Below are 21,933 nucleotides of genomic sequence, written 5' to 3' on the forward strand. Positions count from 1 at the left end.
GATAACGTTAATAACAATAAGATGCGTCGGGGTAAAGTTACTCCAAAAGGGGATCAACTTAAGCCGAAAATCCCCGATAACATCCTAGATTAGATCCCCCTAAATCCCCTTTAAAAAGGGGGACTTTGAAGGAGTCCGGTTCCTCCCTTGGTTAGGGGGATGAATTAGGGGTCAGTCATATTTTCAGTTTCCTAGACGACTTTGAGAGATGAAATTGACACGCCATGAGTCATATTTCTCTCACTATTTAATTAAACCTCCAACACTGTTTATTTTTATTCTTCAGGAGTTCATCCCATCATGTTATTTCGCAAATCCAACCGCAAAAATAAAAAATCTCAGACCTTTAATTCTCAAGAAACCTTCATTTTAGAACCGATTTTAACCCCTAGTGGTTTTGTGGATACTGGAGATGATCAACCTGATCCTGTTACCTTTGAAAATATAGATTTACAAATAGATATTGATCAGCCAGAAAATTTATTAGATTCGATTGATCATTCTATTGCAGATTTACCTGATCAAGATCCTTTAAATTTAGATACTGATTTAGAAGAAATTCCCTTTATTACCATTGATCACGAATTCAGTTCTCCAGAATCAATAGAAATAACTCATAATGATTTAACTCTTGATCAAAATCCAGAAAATATTGATCATTCTGAAGTTTTAGCAGAGCCTTCTATAGAAGAACCCACAGTAGATTTAGGATTATCAGAAACATCAACTGAAACTGATTTAAAAGTAGAAAATAACCCTGATCTCTTATTGGATTTATCCGAAAATTCGAGTGATCATCAAAATATTGAAGAGATTGAAACTCCCGTATTAACCCTTGATGATTCTAATCAACCGGATAGTCAGGAATTAGAATCACCAGAACATCAGATTGCTGATGCTTCTATAGGACTTGAAACGGATTTATCCCTAGAAGATCATCAAGATAGTTTAACTGACGCTGAACCTGTCGAAACCGAGGAATTGGTAACAGAAAATCACCCCCTTGAAACAACGGAAACAATATCGGATTCCGAGATTAAACCCTTAATAGATTCACCGGAAAAAACTGATTCTGTTCAAATAGAATTAGCCATTGATCAACCGATTGAATCTGAACCCAATCTGGATCATCCTTTAACTGAAGATCTAAAATCTGACCCTGATCAAACCGTTGAATCGGTAACTGAAGCGTTACTAGAAACCCCGGCTGAAAATCATCTTTTAGAAACAAATAGTGAGTCTCAAGTGATTGATGCGATCGCCAACTCTCAACCCGACTTTCAATTTGATTCCGGTGTATTTACCGTTGGGGAAACGGGAGAAGTAACGATTGATTATCTATTTGATGGTGGCAAATATAAAGGGGAATTAGCCATCTTTAGTTTAGAGGGAATGGAACAGTTTGAACCCGGTTCATCCGACTTTATTAAAGAAGCTGCAAGTCGAGCTTTAAGTGATTCTGAATTCGGACATATTGTCATTTCTGATATTACACAAGGGGCGAAATTTAGTGGTAATTTATCCGGTGAAACCAATTGGAATAGCGGTGAATATGTAGGATTAAAAACTGTTGAAATGCGACCCGGAGATACCTTTGGGATTATGTTAGTTCCCAATGGAAAAGTACAGCAAGTCTTGAATAATCCTGATATTGATGGCGCAACTAAACCTCTATTTTCTTTAGCAACAGCTAACCCTGATGATGGCTTACAAGTAGGACAAATTGCTGATATTAATGGCGAAGGAAATACTTTCGCTATGGAAGATTTAAGAATTGATCAACACACCGATAAAGACTATAACGATATTATTTTTCAAGTCCGGGGTGCGAAGGGGGAAGCCGTACATTTAGATGAAGTTATAAATCCCCAAAAAGATTGGCGTTCTTCGGATTTAGGACAAGCATTAATTGATTATGCTGAACCTTATATTAATACAGAGGAACCTGAAATCATCAATGAATTTGAGGATATTGTTGGGGATTTAATTAATAACTTAGATGATTTAATTCAGGATAATCAAGATATCAGAGAACTAGACACAGAGGTTAACTTAGATTCAACAATTGTAGAAAAACCCGAACAAGAAGCTGAATCTTTAATCGAACCCGAAAATATAGAACAGCCAGCACCGATTAATTCTGAGGATTTAGACGTTAATTCTGAACCTGAAAATACTGAAATAGAAAACCCTATTTCTGAATCAGACTCTATTTCTAACCGCGAAAATAGCGACTCAGAAATTGGCGGTGAGCAGACGGATGAATTAACACAACCTAATTCAGTAGAAACCCCAGCATCAGAAGATTTAGCAGAAACTCCCATAGTTCCTGCTAACGAAAGTTCATCAGAAACGGTAGATAATACCACTCAAAATCTAACCGAATCTGAAAAACAGGTAATAACTTCTGACAATCAAGTGATTCAACCTCCGACTCCGGTTGAGTCAACATGGGTTTCTCGGTTGGAAAATATTACTCAACAGTTGAAACATCCAACCTCTGAAAAAATTTCAGTCAATTCAACATTAATTCAGCAATTAGAACACTTAACAGATCAACTAAAAACTCAAAATGATTTAACGGTTACTTCCCAAACTGTTCAATTGATTGAACAGTTAGAAACTCAATTTAACCTTCAACCCATTCTAGCTTCTGAATCTTTTGAATTTCCAACCGAAAATCAACCCTTAGTGGGGGTAATTGATACAGGATTTAGTAGCCATAATCCTGATTTAGACTATTCTAAAATTACCTGGGGAAGCGATCGCATTGAGGGTGATAACGACCCCACCGTAACCACTGAAAATAGCAGCGATAATGGCACATTAACCTTAGAAATTATTGCTGCTAAACAGAATAATAATATCGGCATTAATGGCATTAATGATAATGTCTCAATTTGGGCTGGACGGGCTGATAGTTCTAATTATTGGGCTGATTCTTTAGTGGAATTTGTCGATGTAGCAAAAGCTTCAGAACAAGTGAATGCTGTTGTTAATTTAAACTTAGAATTATCTCCCGTTAATTCTGACGGTAGCTATCAACTTACGTCCCCAGAAATTAACGCTATTCAATATGCCCAAACCCATAATATTATTGTTGTCGTTTCCGCCGGAGAACAGCCGGGAACTGTTGCGGCTTTAGGTGAATTATCTCAGGAATTTGATAATATTATTACTGTCGGTTCAGCAGAACGAGTTAACAATGCTATTGCCTTTTCCAAAGCTTATGAAAATACGCCTAATTCTGGTACAGGAGAAGGATTAAATATTGTTGCAGATTCTCGGATAGGAAATACGACGGATTCTAGTGTCGCAACAGCTAAAGTCACGGGAGCAATGTCTCAAGTTTGGGCTGCAAATCCTGACTTAAGTTATCGTCAAGTGATTAACATTATTGAGTCCACTGCAACGGATTTAAAAACCCCTGGATGGGATAATCAAACCGGAAATGGATTGTTAAATTTAGACGCAGCCGTTCATTTAGCAAAAGCCACAACACCGGAATATTTTGTTCCGACAATTTCTAATCCTGTTGCTGATATAGCCCTACCTGCCCAAACCAGCCAAACAATTGATCTTAGCCAAGTATTTACAACTTCTAAAAAAGGAGAAATAAAATATGAAGTGATGAGTGGTAATTCTAACAGTTTGACGGTTCAGTTAGAAGGTAATCAATTAAAATTAGAAAGCTTATCTCAAACGGGGAATACAGCCGTCACCGTTCAGGCTATTAACAACGCAGGCATCACTAAAGAACTCACGTTTAACGTCACAACAAATGCCACAAATCCAGTTGTGATTAATAGCGTTAAAGAGAACCTAAATCAGCTAGAAACCCTGATGAATTCTACACCGGATTTCCTAGAGGGTTTATCAACGGATGAGGCAACGGTTATTTTAGACCAACTGATGCAAACTTTAGAAGAGAATTCTGACTTAATTCGGCTTTTAACGCAACCAGATTTACTTCCTTTAATGGGTTTTGATACCAACCAAGTTTCCACAATTAACAGCCTATTAAATAGTCCTGAACTTGCTGAAGAATTTGGCTTATCTGTTTCTTTACGCGAGGCTTTAAGTCAACCGGATTCGACTTTATTTGATCAAGGGTTATTGAATGCCGATGAAGCGGTTTATCTCCTACCCGAAAATACTCAACAACCCCAGGTCGGATTTATTGATTTCAAAGCGAATAACCACGTCAAAAATGTCACCTCTATTTTTACTTCTATTAACCCAGAAGCAGACTATGATACCTTCACTGTAACAGATGGAAATTGGGCAGAAAAATTAACTCAATTTGTCAATAATTTGCGGGCATCGGGTCAACAAAATGGAGTGGTTAACCTCAGTTTAGATCTGTCTCAATTAGATGATGTTGGTGTGACGACTCGCTATGAATTAACTCCTCAAGAACAACAGGCTATTCAATACGCCCGCGATAACAATGTTTTACTGATAGTGGCATCAGGAAATACCGGGGATGTGATGTCAGCATTAGGGCAAGCTAGTCAGACTTTTGATAATATTATTACTGTGGGAGCAATTAATCAGTTTGAAGGGAAAACAGACTATTCTGCCTATGGAGATGGGTTAACCGTTGTTGCCCCTGGCGGAGAGTGGCAGGATGATCAAACTGCTTTTGTGGGAACATCCCGTTCTACCGCTTATGTGACTGCTGCTGTGTCTTTAATTTGGGCTGCAAATCCCGCTTTAAATTGGCAACAAGTAAAAGAATTACTAATTGAAACCAGCCGAGATATTAATACCGAAGGGTGGGATAAACAAACCGGATATGGGATTATTGATATTAAGGAAGCGATTCGCCGATCGCTAATTACAGAACCCAAAACAGCCGAAACTCAAGACCAAATTACGCTGATTCCTTTTAGTGGTGAAGGACGAGTTCAAACCCTCGCTAGAGCCGCCGGAGATAATACAGAACAAGCTATTTCTGATTTAGAAACCCTTCAAGAAACCCTGGTCAACCAGTGGCAAACTTTATTGGATTTAGGCAACCCCGAACTAACTTTAACTGAATTAGATGCAGAAGTTAAAGCCAAAATTACCGCCGCCTTTGAACAGTATCAACAAGTTAATACCGATGCTGCTATTTCTACCGCCCAAGCCCAACAATGGACAGAAGCTTTAGCTTTAGCAACCCAACATTATCAAATTGAAGCCACTCGACTGCAAAACTTGTTAATTCAGCAACAACAATTGCAGGAACAGTTAGCTAGTTTAGGGGAACAAAAAACGACTTTAGAAGCCGAAACTCAACAACTATTAGCAACAATTCAAGAAAATATTCAGAAAGCAGAAGAAGATTTAGCGAAGGCAAAAGCGAAATTAATTAATCCCTTTGCTGATGTTGATAATCAATTACAAATTGATCCTCAAGTTTGGGAAACTGCTGCTAATACTCAACAAATATCTGCTGATAAGTTTAATCAAGCAGCAACTGTTCAAAATACAGAAGCACAACGTTATAATGCGATCGCAAATCACATTAATCCCACTCGTTGGCAAGTTGTTGGAACTGAAAAACGTCGTTGCGGGGGGACACAAGAAATTTGGGGATATGGAACAGATCCCAACTTACTGAAACAAAAACAACAAAATCAATGGCAAGCACAAATTGCGGCTCAAAATGCTCAAAATTACTTGCAGTTAGCCCAACAAGCGCAACAACAAAGCACGGCTTTAAATCAATATGCAGAATTCCTAAAACAACAAAGTATCAATGCCGAAACAGGTGAGATTAATGATGCTAAAATTGTATTAGAACTGCTGCAACAACAGTTAGCAGAACAGGAAAAACTGAATCTTAATTATAACAATTTGGCGGGTTTAGCGGGTGGACGACAGGCACAAAATCAAAATACTGCAAACTGGCATCAAAGTCAGATTAACCGTTGGGAACAAGTCGGAACAAAACGCACTGGAAAAAGTGGACGCAAGACTGAACCTGTATATGGTTGGGTACATTATCCTCAACATATTGCCCCCTATCAACAAGCGCAACATCAAGCTAATTTAGCCGCGAATGAACGGAATATTTATCAACAGTTAGCTTCCCAATCTGAACAACAGGTTAATCTTCTCCGCCAACAGGTACAAAAACTAACCCTACAAATCCGAGATTGGCCTGTTTTGAAACAGGGAATTGAGTATGAAATTGCAGCCGATGAATTGCGCTTACAAGCGAATCAAGACTTATTAGCCCTGCACGAACCTGTGCAAGAACAGAAGTTAGAAACCCTTAATTTGTTAATTTCTCAAGCCGAAACGGAATTACAAACTCTAGAAAATCAGAAGATTCCTCCCCAAGAACAGTTAACAAATCAGACTGAAACTCGTCTTCAGGACACCTTACAAGAAGTTACTAATATTCAAACAAAACGGGCAGAAGATCAACAGAATTTGCAAAAAATCTTAGAACTTTCGGGTTTCCTTTTACCCTATCGGGAACGACTCACCGCTATGGGTAAAACGGTGCAACAGTTGGAAGCTGAACAACTCGAAGTTGCTTTAAGAATTCAACAGTTAAATCAGGAAAATGCCCAAACTCCTAGTCAGAATTTAAGTCAGCAAATTGAATACTGGACAAATCATTTAGAAACCCTTAATCAAGAGTTAGAGTGGGCAAAATTACAGCAAGATCAGTTAGCGTTAGCAGTGGCAGATTCTCCTGAACGGTTAGCGATTTCTCAGTTAATTAAAGACTTGGAAACTGCACCGAATTCGATTGATCCTCAAGGGAAAATTGCAACCTTGAAATCCTATGAAAGTGGGGGGGCTAATTTCTTAGCGGGATTTGATCATTTAAGCGATCGCCTAACTTCAGCTAAAGCCGAACAAACTGCAACCGAAACAGAGTTAAAATTACTTCAAGAGGAGTATCGCAATTTAGGGTTACAAAAAGCGGATTTAGAAGATGTTAAAATTCCCGCTAAGGAACAAGAAATCGGGGCAAAAGAGCAGGATATTATAGAGACAAAAGCCACTATTTCCCAAACAGAAAATACCTTAGAAACCCTAGAAGATCAGTTACCTGCATTACAAGTATCCCTTGTAGAGACGTTGCATGCAACGTCTCTACAAGAAGAAGCGATCGCTGATATTCAAACCCAAATTACGGATACTCAAAATCAGATTACGGCTAATAATAATCAGGTTCAAGAACTACAATCTGTTTTACAGGGATATCAAAATCAAATTAACCAAGCGAATGCTGTTGTTAATTCCTTAGAACAGCAACGTCTAGCTCATCAAAATGCAGCAAATTATTGGAATGGACAAATCCAAACTTGGGGAATTACGGGCTATGATTCAAAAGGTAGACCTCAATATGGTTGGATCTATAATCCTCAAGCAGAAGCTAATCGAAATGCTTCACAAGCGGCTGCTAATTCCTACGCACAACAACGAAATACCGCACAAGCAAACGCCCAACAATTAACTGCAACTTTACAACCAAAAATTGCAGAAACTCAACAGCAAATTGCCACTTTAGGACAAGAGAAACAAGCTCTAATTCAACAGCAATCAACCTTAAATAATCAATTGAATGTAGAGATACAAGCTCTTACATCTCTACAGGGAGAATTGCAAGCCATTACGAATCAAATTAATGATTTGCAAGAGCAAATTAATGCAACTCAGGCGCAGTTAGACAGTTTCAATACTCAATTAGTAACTCAAGAACAGCAACTCGATACTTTAATTTTAGAACTCGCTCAACTGTATCAACAAAAAGCCGATTTTGAGCAAAAACTGATTGAAAAATATCGGGAGATTGAACTAACAGAACAATATTTAGAACAAGTCAATGGGGAAGCAAATCGTTTGCAAAGTCGTTTAGATTTGCTGAATCAAGCGGGTATTTTAGAAGAGAAATATCAGCAAAATTGGCAACAATGGCAGCAAGCAAACCAAACCCAAGCAACGGCGACCGAAAAATTATTAGAAATTCGTCAAAATGGGGAACCTTATCGTCAACAACTGGCGAGTTTAGGAGCGGAATTAACAGATGCACAAGGGAAGCTAAATCAAGCAAATTCGCTGCAACAAGGCATTGCAGAAATTCAGCAATCGATTGCATTTATTAACCTGCAAATTGGCAACCAAGCCTTACTCCAACAAAGCTTAAATGACCACCTTGGAACTTTGGCAGCAACAGAACGAGCTTATCTGAATCAAGCTGCAAATCATCAACAAAAAATTTGGTATTGGAATGGTGCTCAATGGGCTTATAATGCGGCGGAAGCGGCTGCATATCGAGCTAATTTACAACAGGCTTCATTTATTGCAGATCAGCGTAATCGTTCATGGCAACAATTACAACAAAGCCAGACAACTCTTAACACATTAAATCAACAGCTATCTACAAAAAATACAGACCTGATTAACAAACAAACTGAATTAACTCAGTTAGGGCAAAGTATTCCTCAATTACAGGTACAAATTGCTCAATTAGGGACTGCAATTAATACAGTTAACCAACAGTTAGAACCTCTGGTAAACCAGGAGAATGAACAAGCAACCCTCATCGAAAATGCTATAACGACATCCCAAACCTTAGCAACAGAATTAACACAAACCAGTCAATTACACGCAACAGCCTTACGTCAATTAATTGGCTTGGGAATGCTGGCTTCTGAATCGGATGTTGACTTCTTTGCTACCCAAGTTGAACCCCAGGTTAAGACTCATTTAGAACAGTTGCAAAATGTTGCAAACGACTTACAAACCCAAACGGATAATCTCAATCAATTAATCGCTAGTTCTCAAGAAAAATTAGCTAATACAACGGATTTAGTGAGTCAAGCTGCTCTGAATAAATTGATTGAGAACTATCAGAAAAACTTGCAAGATTTAGAAGGGTTAAAAACAGCAAATCAAACCAATACTGATGAATTACAAGGATTACTTAATCAAGCCGTTGCAGCCTTAACGCCGTTACGTCAAAAACAAGAGTTAGAAATTCGGCAAAAACTGATCAATAATGATCAAAAATTGGAAGCCTTGCAATCTCAACTCAATTCTGAAGAAGCCGCAGATGCAGCAATTCAATCCGGTACGGTATTGGATTATGTGCAACTGACTCAACAAATTAACCAAGATTTGCGCTTAGGAGTTAGCGATTGGACAGAACAATTTGTAGAGGGAAATCAACAAACGAAATCTCTAATTAATCAACAGCAAACCCTGTCTAATTCCGTTGATGATTTGATTACTTATATTAATGATAATTTGGCAGAACCCTATGGACAATATAATCGCACGGAAGCTAATTTAGAAGATGCCATTACCACCCTAGGTGTCGTTGAAATTCGTTCAGATCAACTGGATAATGCAGTTATTTCCACAGAACAAGCGATTGAAAGACTCAAACTTCGGATTCAACAAGATGCGGAATTATGGGAAGAAATTGAGCCAATTGCGATTCGTTATGGGGTTGAGTCTGAGGAATTAAAAGAATATCAAGCACAGGTAGAGGCAATTTACGCGGAAACATCTCAGACAAATTCACAAATAGAGATAAAAATTAAAGCACTCAGAGCGCAATTTCTTCAAGAACATCCTGATAATGGTACAGCAATTGACCTATTAAAAGCAGCGACATTAGAGGGGCAAAATTCTAATGAGACAATTACTGCTTTATTAAACACAACTCAAGCGGCTGTTTTACTCAGTGCTGATTCCGTAGATGGTCGTAACCCTCTACAAGCATTATTTGATAAAGCCAAAGCTGAAAAAGCCTCTCATGAAGCTCAAGGTTATGCACTTTTAGCCCAAGCTAATTGGTATGAACAACGGGCTGCTTATCATTGGGCTGTGAGTCGTAAAAATGGCCCTACTTGGACAGAGCAGCGTTGGGTGAAAGGTCGGTCTGGAAAAGGTCATTGGGAAACAGTTACCCACGTTGACTATAACTGGATTCTCTGGCAACAATATTCACAACTCTTTCCTCAATTACGGGCGCAGGGGTCTGCACATTTAGTGGAAGCTGACAAATGGCGTCAGGAAATAGAACGTCTTGAACCTTTAAAAAATCAGTGGGTTGCTGCTAATGATGCGGCGAATACTGCCGAATCTCCTATTGATGAAGCCCGGAATTTATTTGCCGAATTAGAAGCAGCACGAGAGTCAATTCCTGGCGATCAAATTCAACTTACAACTTTAGAAAACCTACTACCTACTATTCAGCAACTGTTAGAAGAAGCTGAAGCTGAAGCCACCGCCCAAAATGCAAAAGTGCAGCAAGAATGGGCAGAATACGATACTAATTCTGAGGAGTATCGCGCTGCGATCGCAGACATTTTGCAACGGCGTGGCGAATTGAATACAAAAGCCATTGAAACACAGCAACAATTAGCGGATGCTGAAGCTACTGTTGAACGTCAAACTGTGGCTTTAAGTGACGAATTGCAAAGCACTAAAGTGCTTACTACGAACCTTGAACAGCAACGTCAGGCGATTGAAAATCAGATTATTACTTTGCAAAATCAAGGTGTAACTGGGGAAGAATTGGATAATTTTAATACTAATTTAGTTCAAATTAATCAATCCTTGAAATTGCTGAATAATAAAGCAGCAGTTCTCACAGCAGAGCAAACTGCTCTGACTCAAAAACGCACAATGTTGACGGCACAAAATGAGGTGATTTTAGCAGAACAACGATTGCTAGATGCTTATATTAATGACCCGGATGCCGATTACAGCAATTTGCAACAACAATTAGATGATGCGCGTGCAGCTTTGGCGGAAGCGCAACGATTGGCGGAACAAGCAGAAGCCGCTAGTCAGGCTCTTACGGCTTCTTTGCAACAGTTGAAAACCGATTTGTTGGCGCAAAATGATCAACATTTGAAGGCTGCTAGAGAACATCAAACAATTTTGAAAGATTTGGTTGAGGCTACCCAATCGAATGCTAATTACACTTTACAAGCTGCACAAAAACAGCAAGAAGTCAATACTTTAGAGTTCCAAATTCTCCAACGATTGCAGACAGCAACGGCGGCGGGCTATCAAGAAGCTAAGGCTTTATTGGATGTTGCACAGCGCAATGATATGGCGACGGCGGCGGAGATTTATTACCGAGATTATAAAGATTTAGCGAGCGATCGCGGTGGTTGTGCTGGCGGTGCTGGTAATGCGAACGATCAAATATTAGCCGATCAATATTATCAACAAATGCTGCAACAGCGAGAATTACAACGTCGCGCCCAAGCTCAAGCAGATGCCTTTGGTGCGGCGAGAAGAACCGCAGAAGCGCAGATGAAAACACTGCAAACACAACAAGAAACGGCACAACAGTTGTTAAATGATTTGAATGCGAAGGTTGCAGAAACTCAGGAGGAACGGGAGAATAAAACTCAAGAATTAGCGATCGCCCAAGCCCGTTTAGATGGGATTACTCGCATCCGCGAACAAACAGAGCAAACTTTTATCCAGTTAGTAACCCTGGAAAAATTGAACCTTGCCCAAGCACAATTAGAACAGGAAATTGCTCAAAATCGACAAGTAGATATCGACCAAGCGGTGCAAAATCGTCTGGAGCGCGATCGCTTAGAGTTGGAACGTAAATGGTTAGAAACTACCGCTAAAATTGAGCAACTGAAGCAACTGCAAGCTGAGGATGATTTGCGGCAATCTTTGAATAATGTTCGCGGCGATTTGGGGTTAGAAACCCTAGATCCAACGGAAGATCCAATGCAGTTACAAACTCAATTGGCGGGGTTACTTACTTCGCTCAAAGATTTGGAAACTCAGCAACCGGATTTACCTGATGATGTGAAGGCATTATTAGCAGAAGCGCGGGGTGATATTAATCTAGCCTTACAAGGGAAAGTTCAGGAAGTTAGCAAAGCAAACTTGACATCAGCGTTAGAGGCATTAATCATCCAAGGTAATCTATACAGATCTCAACTCGATCAGATTATCCAAGAAGAGGAAGCGGATTTTCAACTTCTACAAGATGCTCAAGATGACATCCAATTTGCTAGTAAGCAGTTTTTAGAAGAAATTGATGAATCAAAATTGCTTGATGAAGAAAAGAAAATTCTGACCCCATTAGCGATTGAATCCATAGCTAAAGTAGCTTATGCTAATCAAGCAGTAAGTATTTCTAAAGAGCTTGCCCAAGAAGCAAAAAACATTCTTGAAGAAATACTAGACTACCGTAAGAAAGAACGCGAACAGCGCAAAAAAGCATTTTGGCAGATGATTCTCAATATTGGGATGAATGTGCTAAGTATTATCAGTTTGATTGTTGCCCCATTCGCACCAATAGTAGCACTAGGTTTAAACCTAGTTAAGGGTGTGATTAGTACAGTGATGGCAGCTATCAACGGCGACTGGATGGGAGCTATTTTCAGTGGTGTAATGACAGCAGCCAGCTTTGTTAGTGGCGCTTTAGGAAATATCATTAATAAAGCAGGTAACTGTATATGTGTATTTGGCACATCCATTGCGAAATCAACTCTCCAAAACATTAAAAACGGTATCGATGCTCTCAAGAACCTAGCCACTGGAGCCTATAATGGTGCAAAATCTATCATGTCAGGCGATAAGATTTTAGGTGCATTACAAATTCTCGGTGGTTTAGCTGGTGCTGCAACTACAGGCTTAGGTGACGCGATTAAGAGCTTGCCAGGTGGCGATATGATTTTCAAAGTTATTAAAGAACTTGAAAAAACACCAATCGCTATTCTTAATGGAATTCGTACTATTCAAAGTGGCGATACTTTCAATGGTATTAGTAGTATTTTAGGTGCTGTTTTATCAACGGGCAAAAACCTCACAGAAGGAACGGGCCCAGACTGTAATTGTGATGGCGAAGAAGACTCTGCATCATTTGCCTACAAACTATTTAGTACCTTGGGTAATATTAACAGTAGTGCAAGTGTTGTTGTCAACAAATTCATCGGTGAAGGTGGTGTCAATGGCTGGCTTACGGGAATTGGTGACTTAGCAAATATCTGGAAGGCTGATTTAGGAAATTTGATTCAAAACAGTAACCTTTCAGCAGGTGTCAAAAATTTCGCTAGTGACACTTTACAAGTTCTGTCAGAAGCACCGCAAAAAATCAGCCAAGGTATCAATTACATCAAAGATAAAGAGTATGTTAAGGGCATAGGTACTTTACTCGATACCGTCCTCTCTTCTGCCAAAACTTATGCTGATGAAACAAAAGCAGCACCTTATGTCAATGCAGTATCAAACATCGGCTATACGGGCATTGCTTTAGCTACTGTTATTGATGGTGCAAAAGATGGCTTCAAAGAATTGCTCAAGAGTTTGCCAGAAGCTGCTGACTATCTGAAAAAGGCATGGTCTGATGAATATCAAAAGTCAGAGTTACACCAATACCTTGATGGACTGTTAAGCAAATTTAATACTAATGTCAAAGCTGGAAGTAGTTTGAAAGATAAGTTTGAAGCTTTAAAAAATGCTGTAAAATCGCTCTTCAGTGATGATACCTTGAAAGCTATAGGCAATACGATCGATGAGTTTTTGGATAGTTTAGTACCTTGGAATCAACCCGCGCCAATTCCTGTACCCGCTACTCCATAAAATGCTTTAACTCAGAGGTAATTATGTCTTCTCAAAACATCCTGCAACAACTCAAAAACTCCCACTCCCACCAGCGAGTCGTGAGCCGCCTTTGCAGCCTAGGCGATCGCTAACACCAAACATTCCAAACTGAAAAAATAAATCAGGAGGCAAACAATAAAAAGTAAATATTCTGTTTGGGCAGGAATAGGGTTACTACTGTTTAGTATTTTTGGTCTAGCTAGACGCAAAAAATATTAACGATCAAAACAACAATTGCCTGATGCTAAACTCAAGCGATCGCCCTTACCCAAAAATTCAACAAACAGAAACCTTTGCGATGCTATAATTAGAAGATCGATCGCCCTCAGAACCCCTTACTATAGGACAAGCTCCAACCATAAAATAGAGCCATGTCCACCTCTGATCGAATAATCCACTCACGCTATGCCGATGGTACACCAGTATTTGAGGAACAAGAGCCAAATCGCTTACCCAGTGGTAACAAACCCCTACCCGATACCAACGCTACTGGCCCACATTCACAACTGCGATGGGACATAATTAACAATAGAATCTATCAGGCTCGTGAATTTGATGCTAACGGCTATCCAATCCGCGACATTGACTTCACCAGTCCCACCTATAGAAACGGCAATCCACGTCCCAATCATGCGCCACCCCCTCATCAACATCTGTGGCAACTCAACGATCCTCAAATCGGCCCGCGATCGGGTTTTAAGAGACAAGGTGGCGGCGGTTCTCCCCTAGATTTACCCTAAAAATCGGAGTTAAAACCATGCAAGGCATTACTATTACCGACGAAACTACTGATGGTTTCTTAGCTATAAATCTGATAGATATTTTACAAGCGATCGCACCCACAGTTTTAACCAGCCAGTGGCAAATTTCCCACCTAGAATGTCTTGGAACAACAGCCGAACGACTCCATCAAATTGCCGATAATCAGCAATGGATCTCCGGTACATTATTGCTAGAATTAGCAGCAGGAATTACCCAAGTAATTGACGGCAAATTTCAAGGCAACCGTTTAAATGAAAATCAGCCTTGGTTAACTATCACCGCAGTAGATAGTAGCGCTTATGATATTGAAAGCTTAGATGAAAATATCCTTGCTCAAATTCGACAGCAGTTTCAGCAAGTTAGCGAATTGCCAATACTGTTAACTGCCTAATAGGTGCGATCGCCCTTACCCAAAAATTCAACAAACAGAAACCTGTGCGATCGCCCTTTCCCAAAACCACGCGCTCCCTCTGTTTCTGTAAGTTAAACGGAGTGCGATCGCTCCTTTCCCACTTTGACAAAACTAGATCAATTGTAGTAGGATAAAGGCTAACTAAATTTAGGGTAATAGCTCATGCCCCAGATTTTCAGAGCCACATACCGTAATGGCACATTCATCTTAAATAATCCCTGCGATCTGACTGAAGGTACAGAAGTGGAATTATTAATCCAATCATCTTATATAACAACAGTCCCTCGGCGTATTGGTTGGGATGAAAAACTTGCGATCATGGCACAAAAAAAAGATGACCAGCTACTTGATGATGTTAGCACTACCAATTGGGAAATTGAAGAATGGCAATGGTAGTGAATCGGTTCGACGTTTTTTTAGTTAATCTCGATCCCACTGTTGGTAGTGAAATTCAGAAAACTCGACCTTGTGTAGTAATTTCTCCTGATGAGATGAATCATCATATTGCTACAGTTATCGTGGCACCGATGACCACTAAAGGTCAACCTTACCCAACCAGAGTTACTTGTCAGTTTCAAGGGAAAGAAGGACAAATAGTTCTCGACCAAATTAGAACGGTCGATCGAACTAGATTAGTCAAACAGCTAGGACAAATTAGCCTAGATGAACAGCAAGCTGTTTTAAAGATTTTAGCCGAAATGTTTGCTGAGTAGCTCAGTAAAAAGACTTTCTCTAAGAAACCGGGTTTCTAAGGGCTGTGGTAGCTGTAAAAAAGGAGTCTTGTCTTAGTGACGATCGCATATTGACTATTATCCGCCAAAAATAACAAGCGATCGCGCTTCCCCAACTCCGAAAATCTCATCAAAAACTTACCTGTGACCGATTTTACTAATATAACTCCAGGTGGAGGTCTAACAGCCCATGAATCAGCCGGAGGACATACATTAGCACGGCACGTTGATTTAACAGAAACCGAACTCGCTAATCGACTCGCGACTCAAATAACTCTCCCCAGAGCATCATCCTTCCTGAATCGAGAAATTGCCGAACAAGCCATATCAGACGCGATCAATGCTAACCAAACTCAAATTACCAACTGGCTTAGTGGTAATTCCTCACGGTTACAAATCAACCATACTGCTACTAATCCCATCGGCGTTACTCTAACTCGTGGTGCCCCTAGTACCGTACCCGATCACAACCTACAAATCCTTTTCAGAAGAGATTCTACATTACGATTAGGATACTATATTCTAACAGCATACCCAGAACCATGACCGAACAACAATTTCCCGCCCTCGCTCAATTTTGCAGTGCTTACTTCCATCAAGATTGGGATTTAGAAGCACCGGATGCTCTGGGAATTATCCGCAATTATCTCAAAGACGAATCAATTTCCCAAGTGCAACAAACTATCAAAGAAATCGAGCAGTTACTTTCACTTAATCTCGAAACAGAGAAATTAAAAAATTTCCTAGAGTCCGACTTAAAATGCTACTACAATCCTAGAGTTTATAATATATCTCATTCAGATTGGCTACTGTGGGTGCAGATATCTTTGAAACAAGGAGTTTTTACCAGAATCCCTCTATTAGCATAAAGCCGTGATCACCCCTCTCTCAGAAACCGGGTTTCTACGATAACTTTGGCATCCCCACCGAGATATTTAGGAAGAAACCCGGTTTCTTAATCCACGCGATCGCCTTTTCAGAATCAACATTTAAGCCACTGCAAACCCTGTAAACTGTCGCACATAAGGCGCTCGAAATCCCAAAACAATATCCGTTTTCGGTACACCTAATTCTACCAATTCGTTAGCAATTCCTGATTCTGTTAAATCGCGCTGAATCCAAATTTTCCCATCTTTGATATCTACATGAACCACACAACCATAAACTCGCTCTTGATTTTCCCAACCTACATGAACTAAAAGATAGTGATCGCTCTCTTTATCAAGAATTAACTCTTTTTCTGTATCTTCAGATAAATGATTGGCTGTATGTCTTTTTAAGACAGTCTGAACTAACTCTGAATAATTTATTCCTTCCATAAAACAATCTCCTGTTGGCTTGGCTCAAAAACAAGTAACTTTAAGCGATGTTCGGCAATAACTTCCTGAATAAATTGGATCAAAAAAAATTCCCGATAAACTTCAGAAGGAACAGCTAAATACAGAAGGCGATCGGGTTGTTTTTTTCTCAGTGCTGAACGATATAGCAATCCTAAATGATTTGTGAAAAAGTTTTGTAGGGGTTTGGTCTCCAAACCCAGGCGAAAAGAGGGTTTGGAGACCCAACCCCTACGATAAAATATTACGACCTATTTAGGACTGCTATAGTTAAGCGTTTGTCCTAAAGCTGTATGAAATTCACTCACCTGGATCATTCTATTTTACTAAATTTTTTAGACTTTTCTCGAAAGTAACCGAGATTGTTAAGAATCCTCGGTTTCTTTATCCCCCCGCCCGAAATATTTAGGAAGAAACCCGGTTTCTTAATCTACGCGAGCGCCCAAAATTTTCTAGGATTAATTTAACACTTTGTCGTCAGATTAATTTTCCCTCACTCTCACCCCGGACTTCAAGGCTTGATCGAGAGAGTGAGTAGGCTTAACAGATAACTGGAAAAAAATTTTACCGGGGAATGGAATAAAAGAAGTGCGATCGCCGTTTAAATAATTAGAACCAAACCAAAAAGGGCGAAAACGATGATTACGACGACTTCTAACCATTCCCAAACCCAGTCCTATACCTGCCGTTTAGCGACGGTTGAAGATGCTAGTGCGATCGCTCCGCTTTGGAAAGCATTTGCCGAGGAACGAGAATCGATTGACCCCTCAATGTTAATTCAACCGAATTTTAACTTTGAACATTATATCACACGCTTACTAGAAAAACCCTTATCTTTTTGTTGGGTATTAGAACATGATCAAACCCTTGTTGGCTGTTTATTCACTTATTTTTATAACGAAAAACCGCCTCAAATCCTGCCTCAAACGATGCAGGAAGAATACAATTTAGATCATCCCTTTGTTCCCCGTCGAGTGGGGTCAGTTTTGGGGTTATATGTGCAACCGGAACACCGTCAAGCCCAAGGTATTCAACTGTTAGCAGAAGCTGCGATCGCTCAAGCAGAAGAATTGAAAGTAACGGATATAGATTTAATGATAGCCGCCGATCAAACGGGAGTGCAAGCGCTGTTACAACGGGCAGGATTTACTAAATCGGCTGTCCAATATACCCGCCATTATGATCTCGCTCCTGATCAAGAATTACCGAGTTTACATCCCCCCACTCCTGAACTTTTAGACGTAGAATTACCCACACCCGGAGCCATTCCTTTACGCGACCCTGAAACCCAAGAATTAATTCGTAATTCTCAGGGTGAAATCGTGTTTTTAATGCCTCTAACAAATGACCAAAAACAAATAATCAAAACCACAACAGGTTCTCCCATTTATCCTACTCCCTTAAGAGATCCAGGCACAAATCAATGGGTGTTTGATCAAAATGGTTATTTAGTGGTTTGTCCTCCCGTTTATGATGAATTGGGGAAAGTTGTTGAGTATCAAGGAATTCCTCAATTTCATTTACCAGCCTATGAATTTGTAGAGGGAGTAATTCGTTTAAAACGCGATGATTTTGGTCGTTATCGGTTTTGTGATGTTGAACGAGATTCTCAAGGTTATGTTCTCCGAACTCCCGATGGTCAATTAATTTTTAAACCTGCAACTGAATTGAATTGATAGTAGTTTTAGATCTGCATTGAAGTTGCTATCGATGCAGATTAATCTCAATATTTTTAGAACGGTGGAGGAATCTATGTCTTGCCCTCGCAATCGTCATGGTCAACCTAAATGTCATATTACCGCCCATCCTGACCACCCTCAAGATAAATTTTGTTCCACCTGTGGACAGCGATTTCAAGAAGCTAATTACTTTAGAGATATTGTATTTTTAACCTCGATTCTATTGGCTGTCATTATTCTCAATTTAGTTCGAGTTTCTAGCTCTCCCCCGCCTCAATCCCCCAGACCCATCAGTAATATAAACAACTATCGATGGGTTGATCTTATTCATCGTGATCACTAAAAATTAAGTCTAAGATCAATCAACAAGTTTCTATCTTTTTATAACCATGAATGCTGAGAATTACCTTGAAGCTATACCCCTATTAGATTGGATTTGTCCTGACTTAACCCCCTATTGGAAATTAGCCAAATCTCCTAATTCAGATCGGATTATTCTGAAGGCTAAAAATGGTTCTGTTGTTCATACCTTTTCTGCTTTAGAAGGGTTTGCCTTACGTTATTTTACAGGACAATTTACCGTTTCTAAGGTTCAAAAGTTCTGTCAAAAAGAAGTTGAAAATCCCTTAGACCCTAATTTTGTTATTCATTTATTACAAAAACTCATTGATCTCAATATTTTATCCCCGGAGCATCAACAAACAGGGATACAACTTAAAACCTGTGTTCATTGGATTGAACATCCTGATGGTTATTGGATACTGCGAAATCCTGAAGACGTGAAATTTATTCAAGTGAGTCAACAAGATAAAACCATTATTGATCAATTAGAATATAATTCTCCTGAGATCATTGCAGCAGAATTTTGTATTTCTCAAAGCTATATCAGACAATTATTACAACTGTTAACTGTAACGGGAATGTTAGAGGGAACTACACCCCCGCCACCTCCGAAACGCAAATTTAATCCGATGCAGTTGCTTTATTTTAGGATTCCTTTGTTTAATCCTGATTTTTGGTTAACTCAAAAGATTGATAAAATTCGTTGGATTTGGAGCCAATTCTTTACAATATTGTTAATTCTATTTCTCACCCTTTCTGGAATTATTGGATATTCTCAAACGTCAGAAATTATCCTGATGGGAGAACAACTGATTAATAATGCTGGCAGTTCTTTAATCATTCCTCTGGGATTATTAACCCTATTAGTTGTGACACTCCATGAATTAGGACACGCTTTTACCTTAAAACATTATGGCGGGATTGTTCCTGAAATTGGATTATTAATGATTATGTTTATGCCTGCGGCTTATACCAATACAACGGATAGTTATTGTTTAGTCAAACGCTATCAACGGGTTTTAGTAGTAGCTGCGGGAGTGTTAGTTCAGTTAATTATTGCCGCCATCGGTTTATTATTATGGAATTGGTCAAATCCAAGTAGTGCGTTATATACCACCAGTTATTTATTAATGACCGCCGCCTTATTAACTATTGCTCTTAACCTCAATCCCCTTTCTAAATTTGATGGTTATTATCTGATGGTTGCTTTAACTGGAATTAACAACCTTCGCAGCCGATCTTTTCAATTTTATAAAAACTTATTGACCGGAAAACCGATTCATGAATCCCCTCATAATACTTGGTTTTTAGCGTTTTATGCTCCCTTCAGTTTTCTCTATATTTACTTTGTTTTAGGGTTTCTGTGGATCAGAATTTTAGATTGGTTCTTGGTTCACATTCCTACCTTGTTTTTTATGTTATTGACACTTTGGTTAATTTACTATTTTATGCCTAATAAAAAGCCCGGAATCAAAAAAAATTAACGAATTAATCATTAACTTAAGGAGAGATTCTACCATGACAACACACCCCAAAAAAATATTACAACCTCGTCAACCTTTAAAAGTTGTTCCTCCTAGTATTCAAGATAGTTCTATTCCTCAACCTGTCCAATCTTCGGAATCTATTTCTAGTTCTAAATCGATATTTTCTCATCGGGGATTAACTGGGGGGATGATTATATTAGGATTAATTAGTATTGGGATGATTCCTCTAAATCCACGATTGAATGGCAAAACAACGATTACCTCAACCGTAGAAAAACGTCAATCTGTTACAATGCCTCAAATGGGAATTTTAAGTCTCCGGGTTCGTTCCAATCAAATTGTAAAACCGGGGGATATTCTTGCTACAATTTCAAGTCCAGAGTTAGATAAACAAATCGCTGATACACAAGAAGCTTTAGCAGAAAATAAAGCTTCTATTACGATTAATCAACAAAAGTTATTTTTAGCTCAATCTCAACTAGAAATTGCTAAAACATCACAAATGATTGCTGAACAAAAGCTTCAAAAGAAGCGCGAAGAACTCCAGAAAGCAACTACAGAAAATCAATTTCCAAAAATTCGAGGAATTCAAAATGAACAGCAAGGAATTCAAAATGAAATTTTAGGGGTTAGAAATCAAATTTCGGGATTAGAAAATGAGATTTCAGGAATTTATAGTGAAATTGAAACGATTGAAATTTCAATAGAAAGCTTAAAAAAACAGCTAGATATGGCTGAAACAGCAATGAAGCAAAGAAAATTAGCGGTTCAAGAAGGCGCCTTATCCGTTTTTTCCCTGGTTGATGATGAGCAGAAAATAGAAGCTCTTAAGGGCGAAATTAATCAACAACAACAGCAAATTTTTACCCGTCAGCAACAGATTAATCAAAAACAAAATCAAATCCGACAGACAGAACAATTAATTGCTCAAAAAAATCAAACGATTGAGTTAAAATCTGAACAAATTAATGAAGTGACTGATTTCTTAGAACAAGAGTTAGATGAAACTCAATACCAAGTTCAACAAAAACTAGCAGAGAGAGTATCGGCGCAAAAAGAAGTTGATGCTGCTTTAGCTGAACTTATGGCTCAACAAAAGTTATTGACCCAAAAAGAATCAGAATTTAATCGTTTACAACAACAAAAACAACAACTGATAATTAAATCTAATATTCCGGGAACTGTAATTACTCCTGATTTGGATTTAGTCAATCATCAAACCTTAGAAGTGGGTCGAGAAATTCTAAATGTTGTTAATTTATTAACCCTAACTGGATTAGTTGAAATTCGCCAAGAAGATATTGATTTAATTAATCCGACTTCACCTGTTATTTTTAAACCTCGTCAGGCTACTCCTCATCAGTATCAAGCCAAAATTCAAAATATTCCACCTGTGATTAAATCCGATGAATCTAATCAAAAATCTGTGCTACAAGTCAAAATATCCATTGATAATGCGGATCAAAAATTACAACCCGGATTAATGGGAGAGGCTCATTTTGAAACTCATAATATGAGAGTTTATCAAGTGATTCAAAGAGAAGTTCTTAAACTATTCCCTTGGTGGAAAATTTAGAG

At 38.9% G+C, this 21,933-nt stretch carries 13 protein-coding genes; 11 read left to right on the forward strand and 2 right to left on the reverse strand.

Annotation, left to right across the window (positions count from 1 at the left end; translation table 11 throughout):
• Positions 1–300: 300 nt before the first annotated feature.
• From PL8927_RS23200 to PL8927_RS23235, 7 genes are all read left to right on the forward strand, one after another.
• Positions 301–13,584: a S8 family serine peptidase gene (locus tag PL8927_RS23200; protein WP_083625828.1), complete on the forward strand. Its 13,284-nt coding sequence runs from the start codon at positions 301–303 to the stop codon at positions 13,582–13,584.
• Positions 13,585–13,976: 392 nt separating this feature from the next.
• Positions 13,977–14,345: a hypothetical protein gene (locus PL8927_RS23210; RefSeq protein WP_197047525.1), complete on the forward strand. Its 369-nt coding sequence runs from the start codon at positions 13,977–13,979 to the stop codon at positions 14,343–14,345.
• A gap of 17 nt (positions 14,346–14,362) precedes the next feature.
• Entirely contained in the window at positions 14,363–14,758 is a 396-nt protein-coding gene (locus tag PL8927_RS23215) for a hypothetical protein (protein ID WP_083625829.1), read from the forward strand.
• 183 nt (positions 14,759–14,941) lie between these two features.
• On the forward strand, positions 14,942–15,175 hold the full coding sequence (locus tag PL8927_RS23220; protein WP_083625830.1) for an antitoxin family protein: 234 nt from the start codon (positions 14,942–14,944) through the stop codon (positions 15,173–15,175).
• Positions 15,169–15,492, forward strand: coding sequence for a type II toxin-antitoxin system PemK/MazF family toxin (locus tag PL8927_RS23225; protein WP_197047532.1), 324 nt, complete (start codon positions 15,169–15,171; stop codon positions 15,490–15,492). Before PL8927_RS23220 ends, PL8927_RS23225 begins: the two co-directional genes overlap by 7 nt.
• Positions 15,493–15,654: 162 nt before the next feature.
• Positions 15,655–16,056 carry an RNase A-like domain-containing protein gene (locus tag PL8927_RS23230; protein ID WP_083625832.1) on the forward strand — a complete coding sequence of 134 codons (402 nt, stop codon included), beginning with the start codon at positions 15,655–15,657 and terminating at the stop codon, positions 16,054–16,056.
• Positions 16,053–16,379 (forward strand): contact-dependent growth inhibition system immunity protein, encoded by a 327-nt coding sequence (locus PL8927_RS23235; protein WP_083625833.1) that lies wholly within the window; start codon positions 16,053–16,055, stop codon positions 16,377–16,379. The genes PL8927_RS23230 and PL8927_RS23235 overlap by 4 nt, the downstream gene beginning before the upstream one ends.
• A 120-nt stretch (positions 16,380–16,499) precedes the next feature.
• Here PL8927_RS23235 and PL8927_RS23240 read toward each other — a convergent pair whose 3' ends face one another.
• Positions 16,500–16,829 carry a XisI protein gene (locus PL8927_RS23240; RefSeq protein WP_083625834.1) on the reverse strand — a complete coding sequence of 110 codons (330 nt, stop codon included), beginning with the start codon at positions 16,827–16,829 and terminating at the stop codon, positions 16,500–16,502.
• Positions 16,817–16,999 (reverse strand): element excision factor XisH family protein, encoded by a 183-nt coding sequence (locus PL8927_RS23245; RefSeq protein ID WP_231506123.1) that lies wholly within the window; start codon positions 16,997–16,999, stop codon positions 16,817–16,819. The genes PL8927_RS23240 and PL8927_RS23245 overlap by 13 nt, the downstream gene beginning before the upstream one ends.
• Positions 17,000–17,485: 486 nt before the next feature.
• Here PL8927_RS23245 and PL8927_RS23250 point away from each other — a divergent pair, with 486 nt between their 5' ends.
• The 4 genes from PL8927_RS23250 to PL8927_RS23265 all read left to right on the forward strand — a co-directional run bounded on the left by PL8927_RS23250 (position 17,486) and on the right by PL8927_RS23265 (position 21,931).
• Entirely contained in the window at positions 17,486–18,523 is a 1,038-nt protein-coding gene (locus tag PL8927_RS23250; RefSeq protein WP_083625836.1) for a GNAT family N-acetyltransferase, read from the forward strand.
• Between the two features lie 76 nt (positions 18,524–18,599).
• The gene (locus tag PL8927_RS23255) at positions 18,600–18,869 is read left to right on the forward strand and encodes a hypothetical protein (RefSeq protein WP_156093299.1); all 270 of its coding nucleotides are present in this window, start codon (positions 18,600–18,602) and stop codon (positions 18,867–18,869) included.
• Between the two features lie 46 nt (positions 18,870–18,915).
• Complete coding sequence (locus PL8927_RS23260) at positions 18,916–20,352, forward strand: hypothetical protein (protein ID WP_083625837.1); 1,437 nt, start codon at positions 18,916–18,918, stop codon at positions 20,350–20,352.
• Between the two features lie 34 nt (positions 20,353–20,386).
• On the forward strand, positions 20,387–21,931 hold the full coding sequence (locus PL8927_RS23265; protein ID WP_083625838.1) for an HlyD family efflux transporter periplasmic adaptor subunit: 1,545 nt from the start codon (positions 20,387–20,389) through the stop codon (positions 21,929–21,931).
• Positions 21,932–21,933: the final 2 nt, after the last annotated feature.

The sequence above is a fragment of the Planktothrix serta PCC 8927 genome, from assembly GCF_900010725.2.
GTDB classification, from domain to species: domain Bacteria; phylum Cyanobacteriota; class Cyanobacteriia; order Cyanobacteriales; family Microcoleaceae; genus Planktothrix; species Planktothrix serta.